The organism is Candidatus Binataceae bacterium, assembly GCA_035508495.1.
In the GTDB taxonomy this organism is placed as follows: Bacteria; Desulfobacterota; Binatia; order Binatales; family Binataceae; genus JASHPB01.
The window spans coordinates 1-16100 of sequence record DATJMX010000027.1; the positions used below are offsets into that span (position 1 = coordinate 1).

The window sequence follows — 16100 nt, forward strand, 5'->3', positions numbered from 1 at the left end:
TCGGATATTCCCGCGATCCTCCCGCACACGCGAAGCGCGATCATACTCGAGGACGGCGAGCTCGCGGAAATTACCGCGGGCGGAATCCGCCTCATGAAGTTCGACGGCACTGCTGTCGAGCGCGCGCCGCGGCGAATCGAATGGGACGCGGTCGCCGCGACTAAGGGCGGCTTCAAGCACTTCCTGCGTAAGGAAATCGGTGAGCAGCCGCAGGCCTGGATCGATACGCTCGCGGGCCGCGCCAAAGTCGGATCATCGGAAGTACACTTCGAGATGGACTTGCTGCCGCCGGGCGGGCCGTCGGCGATCTCGCGAATCGTGATGGTCAGTGCGGGCGCATCGTGGATCACGTCGCAGGTCGGTAAATTTATCATCGAAGACCTGGCCGGAATCCCGGTCGAAGTTGATTATTCGAGTGAGTATCGCTACCGGCGCCCGCCGATCGACAAAAAGACTATGATGATCGCCGTGTCGCAGTCGGGCGAGACCGCGGATACTCTCGCCGCGATGGAAGAAGGCGGGCGGCGCGGAGCGCATCTGCTGGCGATTACCAACACTGTAGATTCGTCGATCGCGCGCAAGGGCAACGCGCAGCTTTACACGCGATGCGGTCCCGAGATCAGCGTCACGACCACGAAATGCTTTCTTACTCAGCTCGAATCGTATTTTCTACTGGCTATTCAGATGGCGTCGCTGATGGGCCGCATCTCCGAAGTCGAAGCCGAAGAACTGCTGCGTCCGATGTTCGCGATACCGGGGCAAATCGAGGCGATTATCGCGCTCGAGCCGCAGATTCTGCGTATCGCGCGCGCGTATGCATCGGCGCAAGATTTCCTCTTCCTGGGCCGCGGCATCAACTATCCGATCGCGCTCGAAGGCGCGCTCAAGTTGAAGGAAATTTCGTACATCCACGCCGAAGGATACTCGGCTGGCGAGATGAAACACGGCCCGATCGCGCTGATCGACGAGAAGATGCCGGTCGTAGTGCTGATTCCGAACGACGATCTGTTCGAAAAAACGTTGTCGAATCTGCGCGAAGTAGAGTCGCGCAACGGTAAGATAATCGCCGTGACCGATCGCGCGACGGACGAGCTAAGAGCTGTCGCAAACGAAGTTATCGAGGTTCCCGCGACGAGCCGAATGCTCACTCCCGTGCTGATGACCGTGCCGCTCCAGTTGCTCGCCTATCATATCGCGGCAGAGCGCGGCACCGACGTCGATCAGCCGCGCAATCTCGCCAAGGCCGTCACCGTCGAATAGTCAGTCGGGAAATGGGGCTCCATTTGGAGCCCTTTCAATCTGATTTGGTTATTTCGCCAGGATCTGTGGCGTGACTCTCGTCCAGACTTGAGTTTTGCCGAAGAGCGAGAGTCCAATGTACCCGCGCACGCGCATCGTTGTCGCGCTCTCGAGCGTGAGGGTGCAGGAATAGGTCTTTCCGCTGCTCGCGTCGTAAATCCATCCGTTCTTCCAGACGGTTGGATCGGCGCCATCCGGGGTGAAAGCGGCCATCAATTGAAGTCCCAATAATTTGCGCAAGCGGAGATCGGAGTTTGGATTCTTCGAGTCGACCGATTCCGTTCCATCCTTCTCCCGCGGATGTCGAAGCCACGTGATCGTCCCGCACAGTGTGCCGCCGCAATCGGAGACTTGAATATGCGCGCCGCCATCGGGCGTGGCCCAAGTTCCGAGCGGACTGAGCGCGCCGTCAAGGGCCTGAGCGGCGCCATTCATCGCGGTGGCCGTGAGTGTGATCGCAAGAATGAGCAGAAGCGTGAATTTCCTCATAGGCATTGTTCCCATGTCGAATGAGTGCGCGCGGCGATGAATTCGCAGCAATGCTGAGCAGGAACGCCGGCGCAATAGTCACATGTTCTAGATGCCCATGAGATTCATCGGGATAATATGCAGCGCAGACACTGCCTCGACTGCACCCTTGCAGTCCGTATCTTGCAGTGGCTATCGAAAGGAGCGTCATTGACACTCCCACTTATTACAGGACGGCGTTGCAAAGACCCGCGTATCAGTCGTGGCGGACGCGAGAGCGGAGTCGACTTAAGTTTCGCAAGGCTCGCGCTGATCGGGCAGAGGGAATTCGGAACGGGAAGAAAGAGCTTTGCAATGCTCTTTATTTCAGGAATGGCGGCAGATCTGAGCCCTGCCAGACGATGGTTTGCCGGATGGCGCGAGCGCGGAGGCCGGCAAGCTTGGCGAGGTCGTCATCGGCGCGATAATGCTCGAACGATTGATCGTCGGGGAAACTGACGATGTGAACTTCGTATGGCGGCGCCGCGTCGTGCTTTGGTGCGCATCGAATGCGGCGCTCGATCGCGCCGCCGTAGCGTTTCATGATCGACGCAGCGGCCGTCTCGAACTGCTCGAATTCTGCTTCCTGGCCCGGATGGATATACAGCGCGGCTACTAAAACGATTCGGGAGCTCATGCGCTATTCGTAGCGCAGCGCGTCGATGGGATGAAGCATCGAGGCTTTGCGCGCCGGGTAGAAGCCGAAGAACACACCGACCGCGGCCGAGAATACGAAGCCGCCGATGATGGCGACGGGCGATACAACCGTCGGCCATCCGGCGACCGCTGAGATGACCTTCGACGACACGACTCCCAGCATCGCGCCGGCGATTCCGCCGAGCGCGCTGAGCAGCACCGCCTCGACCAGGAACTGGAGCAGGATGTGAATGCGCCGCGCGCCGATCGCCATTCGAATCCCGATCTCGCGCGTGCGCTCGGTCACCGAAACCAGCATGATGTTCATGATGCCGATGCCGCCGACCAGCAGCGAAATTGACGCGACCGCGGCGAGCAGCGTCGTCATCACCTGCGTCGCACTGGCCGCGGTTTCGGCGATCTCGCTGAGGTTGCGCACGGTGAAGTCTTCGTCCTGATTCGGCTGGATATGGTGGCGGCGGCGGAGGGTCGCCTCAACCTGGGACATCGCCGTATCCACCAGGTCGGCGCTCTTGACCTTGATCATCATGTTGTTGACGACCCCGGTGATCTTGCCGAAATTGCCGTAGGCATTGGCGGTCTGCACGCTGCTGTAAATCGAATTGGTGGTAGGAACGGCGCCGTAGGGATTTTGCACGCTCGACGTCGCAGCCGCGGCAGGCGCGGAAGAGCTGGGCGCGGACACGCCGAGCACTTTGCGCTCGGCAGTGTTGAACGGAACGATCACAACATCGTCCTGATCCTGGCCGTAGCTCGATTGCCCCTTGGACGCGAGCACGCCGATCACGCGCATCGGAAAGTTCTTCACGCGCACGATCGCGCCGACGGGATTCTGATCTTCACCGAACAGGTTGGTGACGACGGTCTGTCCGAGCAGGCATACCGCGGCGCCGGCTTTTTCCTCCGAGTCGGTGAAGATCCGCCCGAGCTGCGGCTGCCAGTCGCGAACGGCGAAGTAGTTGGCCGTGGTGCCCTGGATACTGGTGCTCCAGTTGTGGTTGCCGGCGACGACCTGCCCGACCTGGCGATCGAGATACGTCACCATCAGGACCGCGCTGTCCTCTTGCGCGATCGCGTCGGCGTCAGCGGTCGTCAACGTCGAGGTGCTGCCGAGGCCGACGCGCACGCCGTTGGAGGTAGTAGCGCCGGGCAGCACGACGATCAGATTGGTGCCGAGGCTCGCGATCTGATCCTGCACCGAGCTGCGCGCGCCGTTGCCGACCGCGACCATCGCGATAACCGCGGCGACTCCGATGAAGATGCCGAGCATGGTCAGCGCCGCGCGCATCTTGTTGCGTGTGAGCGCCCGCGCGGCCGCTACCAGAGCCATCGCGCCGAATGTCCGCGCCTCCTCGGCGACGTCGGGCTCCTCGTCTTCGCTGGCGCTGGCGAGGGCCGCGCCGGGCTGCGCGAGCGGCGGAGCGTCAGGCTTGCGGGTATCGGAGATCACGACGCCATCTTTGAAAGTGACGACCCGATCGGCATAGGCCGCCACGTCCGAATCGTGCGTGACGAGGATGATCGTGATGCCCTGCTCGCGGTTCAGCCGCGTGATGATCTCCATCACCTCGGCGGAATTGGTGGAATCGAGGTTGCCGGTCGGTTCGTCCGCGAGCACGATTGACGGATTGTTAATGAGAGCGCGCGCGATCGCGACGCGCTGTTGCTGACCGCCGGAGAGCTGGTTCGGATGGTTCAGCTCGCGGCCGTTGAGTCCGACAAGGGTGAGCAGCTCGCGCGCGCGATGCTGGCTCTCCGGACCCCAGGTCGAATAGAAGAGCGGCAGCTCGACATTCTCGAGCGCGCTCGTGCGCGAGAGCAGGTTGAAGCTCTGGAAGACGAAGCCGATACGGCGGCTGCGGATCGCGGCGAGCTCGGTCTCGTCGAGCTTCGCAACGTCCTCGCCCTCGAGGTAATACTCGCCGCTGGTCGGGCGGTCGAGGCATCCGAGCATGTTCATCAGCGTCGATTTGCCCGAGCCCGACGCGCCCATCACGGCGATAAACTCGCCGCGCTCGATCGTCAGGTTGACGCCGCGCAGCGCATGAACCTCAACCTCGCCGAGGACGTAGGTCTTGGTCATGTTGACGATTTTGATGACCGAAGCCATGCGAGCGATCAGTGGAAGCCGTGCATACCACCGAACGGCGAATGACCGCCGCCGGAGCCTTGCTTGTCGGTGCTGCGCGCTTCGGCGGTGACGACCAGGTCGCCGTCTTCGAGGTCGCCGTCTTTCATCTCGACCCAGGTGCCGTCGCTGAGGCCGGTCGTGATCGAGACGGGCTTGATGTGATGGCCCTTGGGGACCCACACCGTCGTCTGCGTGCCGGGAACATCGACAGCCTCGGCGCCGTTGGCATCTTCGGCATGACCGTGCGGGACGAAGCGCAGCGCGTCGATCGGAATCCGCACCACGTCTTTCGCGCGCGCCGTGACGATATTGACGTTGGCCGTCATGCCGGGCTTCAGCAGCAGCTCGGGATTATCCACGTTGACGACGACGTCGTAAGTCACGACGTTCTGCACTGTGATGGGAGCCTGGCGGACCTGCGCGACCTTGCCTTCGAAATCACGCTCCGGGAACGCATCGACCTTGAACGTCGCACGCTGCCCAAGCATCACGCCGCCGATGTCCGATTCGCTGACGTTGGAATCGACCTGCATCTTGGTCAGGTCTTTGGCGACGAGAAACAGCGTCGGGGTCTGGAAACTCGCCGCGACGGTCTGACCGACGTCAACGTTGCGCGACACGACGGTGCCATCGACGGGCGATACTATGTCGGTGTAGTTGAGGTTGAGCTGCGCCTGTTTCAAGGTCGCCTGCTGCTGCTGGATACTGGCCTCGTCGAGCGCGACCTGCGCGCGCGCCTGCATGAAGGTGCTCTTCTGGCTATCGACCTGGTCCTGGGAATCGACGTTTTCCTTGAGCGCCTTAACATCGCGCACGTAAGTGATCTGCTGATATTCGAGGTTGGCCTGATCCTTCTTGAGCTGCGCCTCGGCATTGGCGAGGGCGGCGGTAGAGAGCGCGACCGCCGCCGCGTAGGGGCGCGGATCGATCTTGGCGATCACCTGGCCCTGCTTCACGGGCGAATTGAAATCGGCATAGATCGCCGTGATCGGTCCCGAGACGTAGGTGCCGACCTGCACCGTGATCACCGGATTAACGGTGCCCGTCGCCGTGACAGCGCGGACGATCGATCCTTGCGTGACTTTCGCGGTGATAAATCGCGGTGCATGCGAGCCGCCGCGCAGCTCGTACCACGCACCAGCTATGACGATGATAACGGCGATGATCGTCAGGGGGCGGCGGGTCAGACTTCTAAATGAAAATTTCACTGCGGTGCTGCGATGCCAATTATCGTCCTGCCCTATATCGCGGTCCAGCAGGAGCTTCGGCGCTATCAATAGATAGACGACATAAGCTTAAGGGTTGTTTCAGGCTCAGGTGCAGACGCATTGCGAGCATAGGCGCGACTGCTGCGCGGCCGAGAGACTCAGCCCCGTTGCGGGTCCGCCGAAAGAGTTGGCCGAGCCGATACCCTGCGCCACGCCAGGCAGCCCGCCGAGCGAAGTCGAAGAGCCCGAGCTCTGCGCGACACCGGGCGAGCCAAAAGTGTTGGCCGCGCCCGCATTCTGAAGAGCTCCCGGCAACGTGCCAAAGAAATTGCCCGCGCCGACTCCACCCGCGGTGCCATAGGGAGGCGAGGATTTGCCGATGAACGAGCTGACGCACGCGCCGGTCGCGCTTTGCTCGGCGGTCAGATTGCTCAAGGCCGATACCGTGCCCATCCAGCGCGTGGGCGTGCCGGGACCTGAGCACGTGCAATTGAATGTACGCGGACCGGGAGTCGAAAACGCCTGCGGCAAGGTTGGAACAGCGAGAGGGCTCGGCGCGACGGCGGTCGTGATCGGCGCGGGGAGCTGCGGCGGCGGTCCGGGCGGCAACGGCGGCACGACGATCGGATTCGGCTGCGGCAGTTGCGCAAACCCCACGCCCAACGTGAACGCCAGCATCAACGTCGGGACCAGAACCATCGACATACGCACCAGGATCTTGCGAGGCGCGCTCCGGTCCCCCTTCCCGTGCGGGAAGGGGTCAGGGGTCAGGTCGTCGTCCGCTTCTGCAGCGTCGCAATCAAAGAAACGACCTAACCCTCTTTCCCTTCCCGCACCAGGAAGGGACCTTTGAGTGCCAGCGTCCTGCGCACTATCCGCGTTGGCGTAATCGCGATTCATCGGCATCACTAGAAGCGCGAGTACCAGGGGCTCTGGTGAGGGTCGCGTAACTGGAAGTCAATGTTGAAACGATTGAGCAGCGTGCCTTCGGCGTGCCATAGCGCGAGGCGTCCGTTCTCGAGGCCAACGTCGGCCTGAATTTCGTTGCCTTGCGCGGTTACCAGATTGCTCTGAAATTGCAGGAGCTGATTGGTTGTCGCAGTGCCGAGCCGATATTGCACCTGCACGTCGTGCAAGCTTTCCTGCGCATACGAAGTGGCTTGCGCTGTGGACTGCACTTGTTGTTGGAGCGCGATCAGATTGGCGAGCGCGGCTTTAACTAGCAGCGCAGCCTGGTAGAGCGCCTGTCGATACTGCAAGCGCGCCTGGTCGAGTGCGATTCGCGCCTGCGCGAGGCCGGCCTGCGGCGCGGCGTTATCGAGTGGCATCGAGAAACCGATCACCGCCGCATAGTCATAGAAGCTGAAGTTGAAGAGCCGATTGAGCGAAGCGCCGTACGCGCCATTGAAGGGTAGTTGCGCTGCATTGTCGGCACCGGGAGGAACGGTGGGACCCGAGGGGCTGAAGCAGTTGGCGTATGAGGGCACGGTTATCGACGCTGTACACTTCGAGTTACCGGCCTCGTTGGTCACGCCGAATTGCGTGCCGAGGTTGAGCTGCGGCAGCATCTGATTCTCGGCGAACTTGACCTGGATTACGGCGCTGCGGATCGCCTCGCGCATCCCGGCCAGTGCGGGGCTGTATTCGAGCATCTTCTCGAACGCGAGCTCTTCGTTTTCGTCGTTCTGGTTGCGCGTGGTGTCGGGTTGCTGGTTCGGCTCGATCACCTGGGCGAGCACGGTGTCGCCGGGATTGTAGGCGACGTCCTGGCGCAGCGTCGCGTCGGCTATATCAACGCCGGCCTGTGCTGCCTGGACGTTGGCGAGCGCGGTGGCGGCTGCCGAGCGGGCCTCGGCGAGGTTCACGGGCGCCATCAGGCCGAGCTTGACGCTGCTGCCATTGACCCGCACGAGATCGTTGTTGAACTGGAGCGCGGCCTGCTGAACGCGAAGATTTTCCTCGGCCTGCACGACGCCCCAATAATCATTGCCGATGCGCTGGACGAAATCGTTGACCGACGAGGCATAGTTCCACTGCGCCGAGCGCTGCGCCGATTCCGCCAGGCGCACGTTGATCGTCGCGAACTGCCAGCCGAAATTTTGCAGCAGCGGCTGCGATAGCGACATCACCATCGTCGGCGTATACACCGGGTTGACGGTGCTGAACGACGTGTTGGTCAGCTCGCGATCGTTGTTGAAGGTCAGCCCGACCGTGCCGTTGGTGGTCGATAACACTTTGCTCATGCCGAAGTTCCAATCGTAGAACTTCTCGGCGACCGTGACGCTTTCGGGATTCTGGAAGGGCGAGGAGACCGGCGTGGCCTCCTTCTCGATGTCGATCTGCGAGCTTATTTGCGGATCGAACGCGGCGTTGGCGGCTTTGACGCTTTCCGTCGAGGCGACGGGGGTGAGCTTCACCGACTCGAGGCCGGGATTGTTCCTGAGCGCGAGGTAGACCGTTTCTTTGAGCGACAGCGTATGCGAGGCGCTGTCCTCGGCCCCCAGGAATCGATCATGGGGCAGGCTCTCGCTGCGAATCGAAGTCCACTGACTCTTGAACATCGAGGGCAGCGACAGGTACGGGCTGCTTTCGTATTTGCCGCCAGCTTTGGGTGCGACGCTCACGTTCACGCCGTTATTCTGATCGGCGATCTGCGCCGGGACGTTCTGCGCCTGCCCATTGCCGATGACGGGCGGCTCGGCCGACGCCGTCGAGCTGGAAAAAAGAAGGACTGCGGCCATCATCGCCACAAGCGCCGCGCCGATGGCTACCTTTGGCCGCGCACGGCGGTCCATGACGATTGCGAGCGCCTGCCTCGATATTTTCATTCGCTGTAACTCGTAAGAAACGCGCTGCCTGGGAAGCGATCTTATCGATAGACGGAGGATGCAGCGCGAAGTTTCGCGTTCTATGCGGAAGATATGCGCCGCAATCATCCGTGGCAATGAGGCCGCCAAATCGCCTTGCCGGGAGCGCTGATTTGACGGGTGCATCGAGATCGGCGTAGATCGCGCTAATCAGTTTTCTTAACGCCGGCGGGTTTGTAGATGTTCGCGAACCGCAGAAATGGCTCGGCGCTCAAACTCCCCTTCCCGATGCGGGAAGGGAAAGAAGGTCAGGTCGATCTTTTCGATCGATATGCAGACAACGACCTAACCCCTTCCCGCATCGGGAAGGGGTACCAGATCCAGCATTGCGGCAATGAGCGAGCCCGGGCCTTGATAGGAGACAGGAGATGGCTGAATCGCCGCCACTTTCGGGAATCAAAGTTATCGACCTGACGCGTTATCTTGCCGGGCCTTTCTGCACGCAACTGCTCGGCGACTATGGCGCCGAGATCATCAAGATTGAGCCGGTAGAGAATCCGCGCGGCGATCATGCCGATGCCACGGGCCGCGACGATTACTTTTTCCTCTCGACGAACCGTTCGAAGAAGAGCATCCGGCTGTCAACCAAGAAGCCCGCGGGATTGGCCGCAATCAAACGGATGACGGAATCCGCTGACGTGATTATCGACAATTTCCGGCCGGGAGTGGCCGAGGCGATGGGTCTCGGTTACGACGCGCTCGCCGCGCGCAATCCGCGGATCATCACCTGTAGTATTTCCGGTTTCGGGGCGAGCGGACCGCTACGCGACTTCCCGGGCTTCGATCAAATCGCGCAGGGGATGTCCGGCCTCATGAGTATCACGGGCACGGCGGAGAGCGGACCGATGCGCGTGGGGCTCGCGATCTGCGACCTGCTCGGCGGTATCTTCGCGGCGCAGGGAATCCTGCTCGCGCTCCAGGCGCGCCATCGCACCGGGCGCGGACAGCGCGTCGAGACGTCGTTGCTCGAAGCGGCGGTCAGTATCCTGAGCTGGTCGGCGGGAATTTTGTTCGAGACTGGCAAGACTCCGGGCCCTACCGGGAATCATCATCCGCTGTCGTCGCCGCACGGGCTGTTCAGGGCATCGGACAGACCATTCAATATCGCATGCGGCAACGAGCCGATGTGGAAGAAGTTCGTTGTCGTGATTGGGCGGCCGGCGTTGCGCGAGGACGAGCGTTTCAGATCGACGCGCCAGCGCGTGAAGAATCGCGCCGCACTCAGCGAGGAGATCAACCGCGCCCTCGCATCGCATCCGGCTGACTATTGGATCGATGCGCTCAATCGCGAAGGGATTCCAGCGGGGCCAATACTCACTGTCGAGGAAATTCTCAATCACCCGCAAATCGCAGCGCGCGAGATGCTACTGAAGCTCGACCATCCCGCGCTCGGCATGTACCAGACCACCGGTCTCGCGGCGAAGCTCTCAGAAACGCCGGGCAAAATCTTCCGCCCGCCACTGGCCGGCGAGCATACCGATGAAATACTGACTCAGTTTGGCTTTTTGCCTGACGAGATCGCGAAGCTTCGCGCCGAAAGCATTGTCGCTTGATGGACGCCGGTTCTTAACATTATCTATGAGTGAACGCCTGTCGTCTTTCACCGATGGCTCTTAATCGCCAAGCACGCCGGAGCCGCGATCGGCGTACCATACTGAGACCATGATCGCTGAGTCGCCGGCGAAGACTGTGCGAATTATCACTGGCGCTTGTGAGTACCGCCACATCATGCTGGTGGGATGCTGCGCCGAGGGCGGGCCTAGCATCTCGGTCAGTTGCTCGCGCGTCAATCCGAGATGCAATCCGGTCGGGGTCGATATCGACTTTGTGACTATTGGCGTTTTTGCGCACAGGCCCATGTCGCCCCACGGCGGAGCGTCAGCGGATAGCAAGTAGAAGGCGTGGCTGGCGCGGCCGAGCTCGAATATCAAGTACGCAGTCGGCGGTTCCTTAACCGAGCGATAGCAGATTGATTGGCGGACCGAGCCGCCTGAGTGCCGTTCGATATATGCCGCATAACCGAGCTTGTTTTCGGCGTCGGTATCCATCCCCGGACCGAGTGTGATGCCCGCGATGTTCAACACCATCGGCGAGGGCGCGCTCCAGATCGGCGAACCATCCTGTTTGTTGATGTTATGAATCGAGCTGAGCGACCACCAGTCCGAATTATCCCACCTGGTAACATGCTCCGTGCCCAGATTCGGCGTCGCAATAGTGCCATTCGTGGAACTGCATCCGATACATCCGATGATTAGCAAGGGGAGCAGGAATCTCAGTCGATGCATTAGTGGCTAGTCCTCGAATTTCTCAGAGTCGTCGAAGGAATACCACGCGCCAATTTCGCTCACGCGGCCGTCGGTGTAGGTAACTTCGAGCACCGCAGAAATATTGTGCGTCATCGATTTTGCGTCGGAGTCTTTGAGCTCGAGATCGGGCTGGCGCTGGCGAATACGCCTTAACTGATCGGCGGTGAGCGGAAACTGCCCGGTCCATAGCCATTCGGATTTGCTGGGGGTGTTTCCGGAGGGCGCACCCATGATCTGCTCGACCTCCGGCATAGTGAGGCCGAGCCTGAGACCATTCGCCGTCGCGATGGTGGATGTAATTGCGGATGACTTTTCGCAGAACGAGCTGCCGTACCAATCGGGAGCCGGGCCGACGAGATAAAACGACTCGGCCTCTTCGCTCTTCTCGAAGATGAGCCGAGTCGCGCCGTCGTTCGATCGATAGCAGAGCTGCTCGCGGCTCTGCGCCTGCTCACCGCGCATCACGATCGTCGCGGCGCCGAGCTTTGGGATTACATCGCCAAAGGAGCTGGGACCAAGGTCGATACCGGCGATAGTGAAAGCCGCGATCGGCGGCTCCTCGCTCTTGGCGGTGGCAAGCAATTGCCCGCGCGGCCTGACCAGCGACCACCAGTCGGAATCATCAGACGTCAAATCCTTGCGCTGCGGCCCAAAGAAATTGAACCCAACAGCAAGAATCGAAAACAGCGCAACCACTCGCATACAGCAGCGAGGATTCTACCGGCTATCGCGCTTGAGCAAAGGGGTCGGTGTCGAGCACTGTATCGCTTAGCGTGGGAGTAACATCGGTACTGATCCGCTCAATGAGGCGTGAGCGTTGATTTCTGTCAGAACCAGCACAAAACCTTCAAGATCAAAACTGAAATTAAATGGACCGACCTTGCTGAACTTCGGCAAAGGCGCCGCCATCGCCACACCGCTTGCATCGATCCGATAGATGCCGTCGACAGCGGAGGCCCACAACTTGTCGTCGCGTTGCGCAAGGCCGAAGAAGGGAACCGTGTCCATTGGCTCATCGCCATCGAACTTCTGGATCCGCGCTTGCTGCTCTTTCATTGGCTTGAAATAGAGGCGCCGGATTTTGTCAGCGCAGATTTCAACCAGGCGGCCGTGGAAACTTAAGTGCTCGAGTCCGATGGCGACTGCGACGCAGCCAGGTTTCCACGGCATGGCAGCGAGCCCGTTGATCGGGTCACATCCGGTATTGAGCGGACCGCCGCAGATGTCTCCTGAATCGTTGCGAGCAACCTCCGTCATCGCTCCGGTCGCCTTATCGATGCTCCACAGTCCGCCACCAAATTCGCCCTTATCTTTGCCGACGAGAACGCGGTTCGATTGATTGAGTATCACGATGGACACGAGCGAGGACCATCGCTTTTTCGGTGATAGATCGTGCTTTAAAGTAGTGATTTTCAACTGGCGGTCGTCGTTGACCTCGATCACGCGATGAGTTGTGAGGATCGTCACCTGGCGCTCCGCGCAACTCATCGCAAGGAATCCGTCACCCAGCGTTGGAATCCTATTCCTCAGAATCCATTGGTTTCCTGACCAGTTGAGCATCGACCAATCGCTACAACCGCCGCGCGCGCAAGTGATAATGAGCGGTTGTCCTTCCTTCGAGCAGAGATCCAACACAAGTGCTCGAGGACTTTGATTATCAGGTCTGGAGTCTCCCTGAGTGACCGAGAAGATGCCGCCCGAGTCATCGAGTAGCCAGAGGTGTCCCATAGAAAATGCCGCGCGAAGTATAAAGTTCTGCGGGCTCGCAATGTCAGCGCTCGCAGCCGCGACGATTGAGCAGTTTCGCGACACGAAGAATCCGCTCGTCAACACGAACCAGATTGCGAGTCGCGCTCGCGTGGTTGGTCTACGGCTCTTGTAATTTTCGCGAAATGTCATCGTCTCTAAGACGCTCGCCGGCCAGATATCTTGCGTGCGATACAAAAGAAAACGGCCCGAGGCATTTTGCCTTGGGCCGTTTTGATGCGTGATCTAAGTATCGACTATTCGCGTTCCTGGAAGCCTTCCAAGTTGCGGGAGCGGCCGGTCTGGCGCAGCTTGCGCAGCGCCTTGGCTTCGATCTGGCGGATACGTTCGCGGGTGACCGCGAACTGCTTGCCGACTTCCTCGAGGGTGTAGTCGGTCTTCTGCCCGATGCCGAAGCGCATCCTGAGGATTTGCTCTTCGCGCGGCGTGAGCGTCGCGAGCACCTTGCGTGTCTGCTCGCCCAGGTTGCCTTGGATCGCAGCCTCGACGGGCGAAGGCGCGAGCTCGTCCTCGACGAAATCGCCCAGCGAGCTTTCCTCCTCGTCGCCAATTGGCGTTTCGAGCGAGATCGGCTCTTTGACGATCTTGAGGACCTTCTGCACCTTGTCGAGCGGCATCTCCATCTGCTCGGCGATTTCCTCGGGACCCGGCTCGCGGCCGAGGCGCTGAACGAGGAGGCGCGTGACGCGCAGCAGCTTGTTGATGGTCTCGACCATGTGCACCGGGATACGAATCGTGCGGCCCTGGTCGGCGATTGCGCGCGACATCGACTGGCGGATCCACCACGTCGCGTAGGTCGAGAACTTGTAGCCGCGCTGATATTCGAATTTGTCGACGGCGCGCATCAAACCGATGTTGCCTTCCTGGATTAGGTCGAGGAAGCCGAGACCGCGATTGGTGTAGCGCTTGGCGAGACTGACGACGAGGCGCAGATTGGCTTCGGTCAGCTCTTTCTTAGCGCGGCGGCTCTTGTCCTGCCCGGCCGCGATCGTCTCGATGGTGCGGCCATATTCTTCGGCGGTCGCCTTGGCGCGCTTTTCGATCTCGCGCATCGTCTTCTGCGCGTTGCGGATGCGCAGCGCAATATCGAGCAGGTTTTCGCGCGAATCATTGACCTTGAGCACGTGGCGGCGATCCTCGGCCTCGCCAGCTTCCTTGAGAAGCTGCGCGCGCGTGCGGCCGGTCGCGTCTTCGTAGCGAGCGATCAAGGCGTGGGAATCGCGATGCTGCCCGAGGAGCGAGCGCATGTGCGAGATGACGGCGTCCATCAGACGCCGCGACAGGCCCATCGCGCGCAGCTCTTTCTTGACGCGATCCTGTAGGCGATGGAGATCCTTTTCGAGCTTCGGCTTGCGGCGCGGACCGACTTTGCCGCGCAGCTCCTCTTCGAATTCTTCGATCTTGGCCCGCAGATCCTTGAGCTTCTTGGTGGCGAGGCTGAGCTTCTTGAGCTGACGCTCATCGGCTTCGGGACCGCGCTCTTCATCGGGGTCCGCGTTCTCGGCTTCGGCGGCGGCTTCCTCGAACACATCGCGAAGGTCGGCCTCACCAGCTTCAACGCGATCGCCCACGTCGACGACGAAATCGAGCGTGATCGGCGAGCCCAGCACTTCCTCTTCGACTTCGTTCTCGCCGGCCTCGATACGCTTGGCGATCTCGACTTCCTGCTCGCGCGAGAGGAGCTGGAAGTTGCCCATCTCCTTGAGATAGAGGCGGACCGGGTCGGACGACTCGCCGACGGCCTCAGGCTGCTCGGGGGCTTCTTCGGGCTCTTCCTTGGCTTCGACTTCGATATCGGTGTCGGCGCCGTCAGCCGGGACTTCTTCGAGCACCTTGATATCGAGATCCTCGAAGCTGTCCAGCGCGGCACGCAGATCGGTGGGCGAGGCGACATCCTGGGGCAAATAGTCGTTAACCTGATCAAACGTCAGGTAACCCTGCTCGCGCCCGAGATCTACCAGCCCCTGTAAGTCCTTTCCTTCGTACTTCTGCTTCATTCGCTTAGTCTTCCATACTGATCGGACACTCCGATCGAACGCACACGAACCCGCTCAATCACGCGGCTCCGGACCGGGGATAGGTAGCCTCATTTATACAGACGAAATTGAAAAGACAAGCAAGGTGCGCCGAATTCCAAAATTTATGCATCGCTCCGGTGCGAGTCAAGGCAGCACCACGCCAGTCCGGGACACATCCGCGATCTGAAATATATGCATCCAAAGTCGTTTTGGCTGCATGTTTATTGGATTCGATCCGGTTTCACGCGTGTCAGCTAGTATCAAAGCCGGGGACGACCTATTCTCGGGCGGATTTTCCGGACGCGCGCGGAGTTTTTTTGCTGGAGCATGGACTGATACTGGCGGCCAGTTTCCTGATCATCCTCGCCGGGTCTGAGCTTTTTACCAACGGCGTTGAGTGGGCAGGGCACAAGCTCGGCGTCGCCGAGGCCGCCGTCGGCAGCTTGCTTGCCGCGGTCGGGACGGCGCTGCCCGAGACATTTATCCCGGCGGTCGCGCTTTTGACCGGGCGCAACGGGTCGGAGGCTCACCAAGCCGTTGGCGTCGGCGCGATAGTTGGCGCTCCGCTGATGCTCTCGACGGTCGCGCTCTTTGTGATGGGTTCGGCTGCGCTTATTTTTCGCCATCGTCGCGGCCGAATCGCTCTGCGGGTCAGTCGCCTCGACGCGCGGCGCGATCTGTCGTTTTTCTTGCCGGTCTTTTTGCTGCTGGTCATTGCGGGAGGCATGAACCTCGGGGTCATCGCGCGCCATCTGCTCGCATTCGCACTGCTCGGCGTCTACGCAACGTACTCGACGGTGATGCTGCGGCTTAAGCGCGCCGTTGATGCCGAAGTCGAGCACGGTCTCTACGTCGAGAGCCTGCTGCGAGGCGATCCCTTAAATCCGCGCGGCTTCGCCACGGCGATCCAGGTAATTGGCGGCGTCGGACTGATTCTGCTCGGCGCGACGCAGTTCGTCGACCAGGTAATCCTCTTCTCGGAGCGGATGAGCCTGAACCCGGGAATCCTGTCGCTCATTCTGAGTCCGCTCGCGACCGAGCTGCCCGAGAAATACAACTCGGTAATCTGGATTCGGCAAAAGAAAGATCACCTGGCGCTGGCGAATATCACGGGGGCGATGGTTTTTCAGTCGTGTATCCCGGTCGCGCTCGGCCTCTCATTCACCCCGTGGAGCCTGACGCACGCGGAGTTCCTGGGCGCGGGAATCGCACTCGCTTCGGCCGCGATACTCTTCATCAATCTCCGCGACTCCGAACTAGGCACCCCCACGCTGATGATCGGTGGCGCCGCCTACGCAGTTTTCATCGGCGGCCTAAGATACCTCGGCGCGCTGTGAGTT

Annotated in this window: 13 protein-coding genes; 3 read left to right on the forward strand and 10 right to left on the reverse strand. The window is 60.7% G+C overall.

The annotated features are described in order from the left end of the window. Nucleotides 1–1260 (forward strand): glutamine--fructose-6-phosphate transaminase (isomerizing) (glmS, locus tag VMA09_09265; protein ID HUA33779.1); only part of this gene is annotated, 1260 nt, incomplete at its 5' end. Nucleotides 1261–1308: 48 nt separating this feature from the next. Here glmS and VMA09_09270 read toward each other — a convergent pair. The 6 genes from VMA09_09270 to VMA09_09295 form a co-directional block, all read right to left on the reverse strand. After that, a complete protein-coding gene (locus VMA09_09270; protein HUA33780.1) occupies nucleotides 1309–1788 on the reverse strand; it encodes a DUF2147 domain-containing protein in 480 nt (159 codons plus the stop codon). A gap of 340 nt (nucleotides 1789–2128) precedes the next feature. Continuing rightward, on the reverse strand, nucleotides 2129–2443 hold the full coding sequence (locus VMA09_09275; GenBank protein HUA33781.1) for a hypothetical protein: 315 nt from the start codon (nucleotides 2441–2443) through the stop codon (nucleotides 2129–2131). Nucleotides 2444–2446: 3 nt separating this feature from the next. Further along, nucleotides 2447–4573, reverse strand: a complete 2127-nt coding sequence (locus VMA09_09280; GenBank protein ID HUA33782.1) for an ABC transporter permease — start codon at nucleotides 4571–4573, stop codon at nucleotides 2447–2449. An 8-nt stretch (nucleotides 4574–4581) separates the two neighbouring features. Further along, nucleotides 4582–5802, reverse strand: a complete 1221-nt coding sequence (locus VMA09_09285) for an efflux RND transporter periplasmic adaptor subunit (protein ID HUA33783.1) — start codon at nucleotides 5800–5802, stop codon at nucleotides 4582–4584. Nucleotides 5803–5907: 105 nt separating this feature from the next. Then, nucleotides 5908–6507: a hypothetical protein gene (locus VMA09_09290; protein ID HUA33784.1), complete on the reverse strand. Its 600-nt coding sequence runs from the start codon at nucleotides 6505–6507 to the stop codon at nucleotides 5908–5910. A gap of 203 nt (nucleotides 6508–6710) precedes the next feature. Continuing rightward, entirely contained in the window at nucleotides 6711–8630 is a 1920-nt protein-coding gene (locus VMA09_09295) for a TolC family protein (protein ID HUA33785.1), read from the reverse strand. Nucleotides 8631–9037: 407 nt separating this feature from the next. On the opposite strand from VMA09_09295, the gene VMA09_09300 reads away from it, so the two are divergent. Beyond that, nucleotides 9038–10222 (forward strand): CoA transferase, encoded by a 1185-nt coding sequence (locus tag VMA09_09300; GenBank protein HUA33786.1) that lies wholly within the window; start codon nucleotides 9038–9040, stop codon nucleotides 10220–10222. A gap of 60 nt (nucleotides 10223–10282) precedes the next feature. Here the strand turns inward: VMA09_09300 and VMA09_09305 are convergent, their stop codons facing one another. From VMA09_09305 to rpoD, 4 genes are all read right to left on the reverse strand, one after another. Next, a complete protein-coding gene (locus VMA09_09305) occupies nucleotides 10283–10954 on the reverse strand; it encodes a hypothetical protein (protein ID HUA33787.1) in 672 nt (223 codons plus the stop codon). 6 nt (nucleotides 10955–10960) lie between these two features. After that, nucleotides 10961–11677, reverse strand: coding sequence for a hypothetical protein (locus VMA09_09310; protein HUA33788.1), 717 nt, complete (start codon nucleotides 11675–11677; stop codon nucleotides 10961–10963). A 66-nt stretch (nucleotides 11678–11743) separates the two neighbouring features. Then, nucleotides 11744–12874, reverse strand: a complete 1131-nt coding sequence (locus VMA09_09315) for a hypothetical protein (protein ID HUA33789.1) — start codon at nucleotides 12872–12874, stop codon at nucleotides 11744–11746. A 104-nt stretch (nucleotides 12875–12978) separates the two neighbouring features. Next, the gene (rpoD, locus tag VMA09_09320) at nucleotides 12979–14739 is read right to left on the reverse strand and encodes an RNA polymerase sigma factor RpoD (protein HUA33790.1); all 1761 of its coding nucleotides are present in this window, start codon (nucleotides 14737–14739) and stop codon (nucleotides 12979–12981) included. A gap of 338 nt (nucleotides 14740–15077) precedes the next feature. Between rpoD and VMA09_09325 the strand changes: the two genes are divergently transcribed. Continuing rightward, on the forward strand, nucleotides 15078–16097 hold the full coding sequence (locus VMA09_09325) for a hypothetical protein (GenBank protein ID HUA33791.1): 1020 nt from the start codon (nucleotides 15078–15080) through the stop codon (nucleotides 16095–16097). Nucleotides 16098–16100: the final 3 nt, after the last annotated feature.

Excerpts from the sequence above, each read along its gene's own strand:
- VMA09_09295 (HUA33785.1), bottom strand. The coding sequence starts at position 8,630 with ATGAAAATATCGAGGCAGGCGCTCGCAATCGTCATGGACCGCCGTGCG.
- VMA09_09300 (HUA33786.1), top strand. The coding sequence starts at position 9,038 with ATGGCTGAATCGCCGCCACTTTCGGGAATCAAAGTTATCGACCTGACG.
- VMA09_09315 (HUA33789.1), bottom strand. The coding sequence starts at position 12,874 with ATGACATTTCGCGAAAATTACAAGAGCCGTAGACCAACCACGCGAGCG.
- VMA09_09305 (HUA33787.1), bottom strand. The coding sequence starts at position 10,954 with ATGCATCGACTGAGATTCCTGCTCCCCTTGCTAATCATCGGATGTATC.
- VMA09_09275 (HUA33781.1), bottom strand. The coding sequence starts at position 2,443 with ATGAGCTCCCGAATCGTTTTAGTAGCCGCGCTGTATATCCATCCGGGC.
- VMA09_09280 (HUA33782.1), bottom strand. The coding sequence starts at position 4,573 with ATGGCTTCGGTCATCAAAATCGTCAACATGACCAAGACCTACGTCCTC.
- rpoD (HUA33790.1), bottom strand. The coding sequence starts at position 14,739 with ATGAAGCAGAAGTACGAAGGAAAGGACTTACAGGGGCTGGTAGATCTC.
- VMA09_09270 (HUA33780.1), bottom strand. The coding sequence starts at position 1,788 with ATGAGGAAATTCACGCTTCTGCTCATTCTTGCGATCACACTCACGGCC.
- VMA09_09290 (HUA33784.1), bottom strand. The coding sequence starts at position 6,507 with ATGTCGATGGTTCTGGTCCCGACGTTGATGCTGGCGTTCACGTTGGGC.
- VMA09_09310 (HUA33788.1), bottom strand. The coding sequence starts at position 11,677 with ATGCGAGTGGTTGCGCTGTTTTCGATTCTTGCTGTTGGGTTCAATTTC.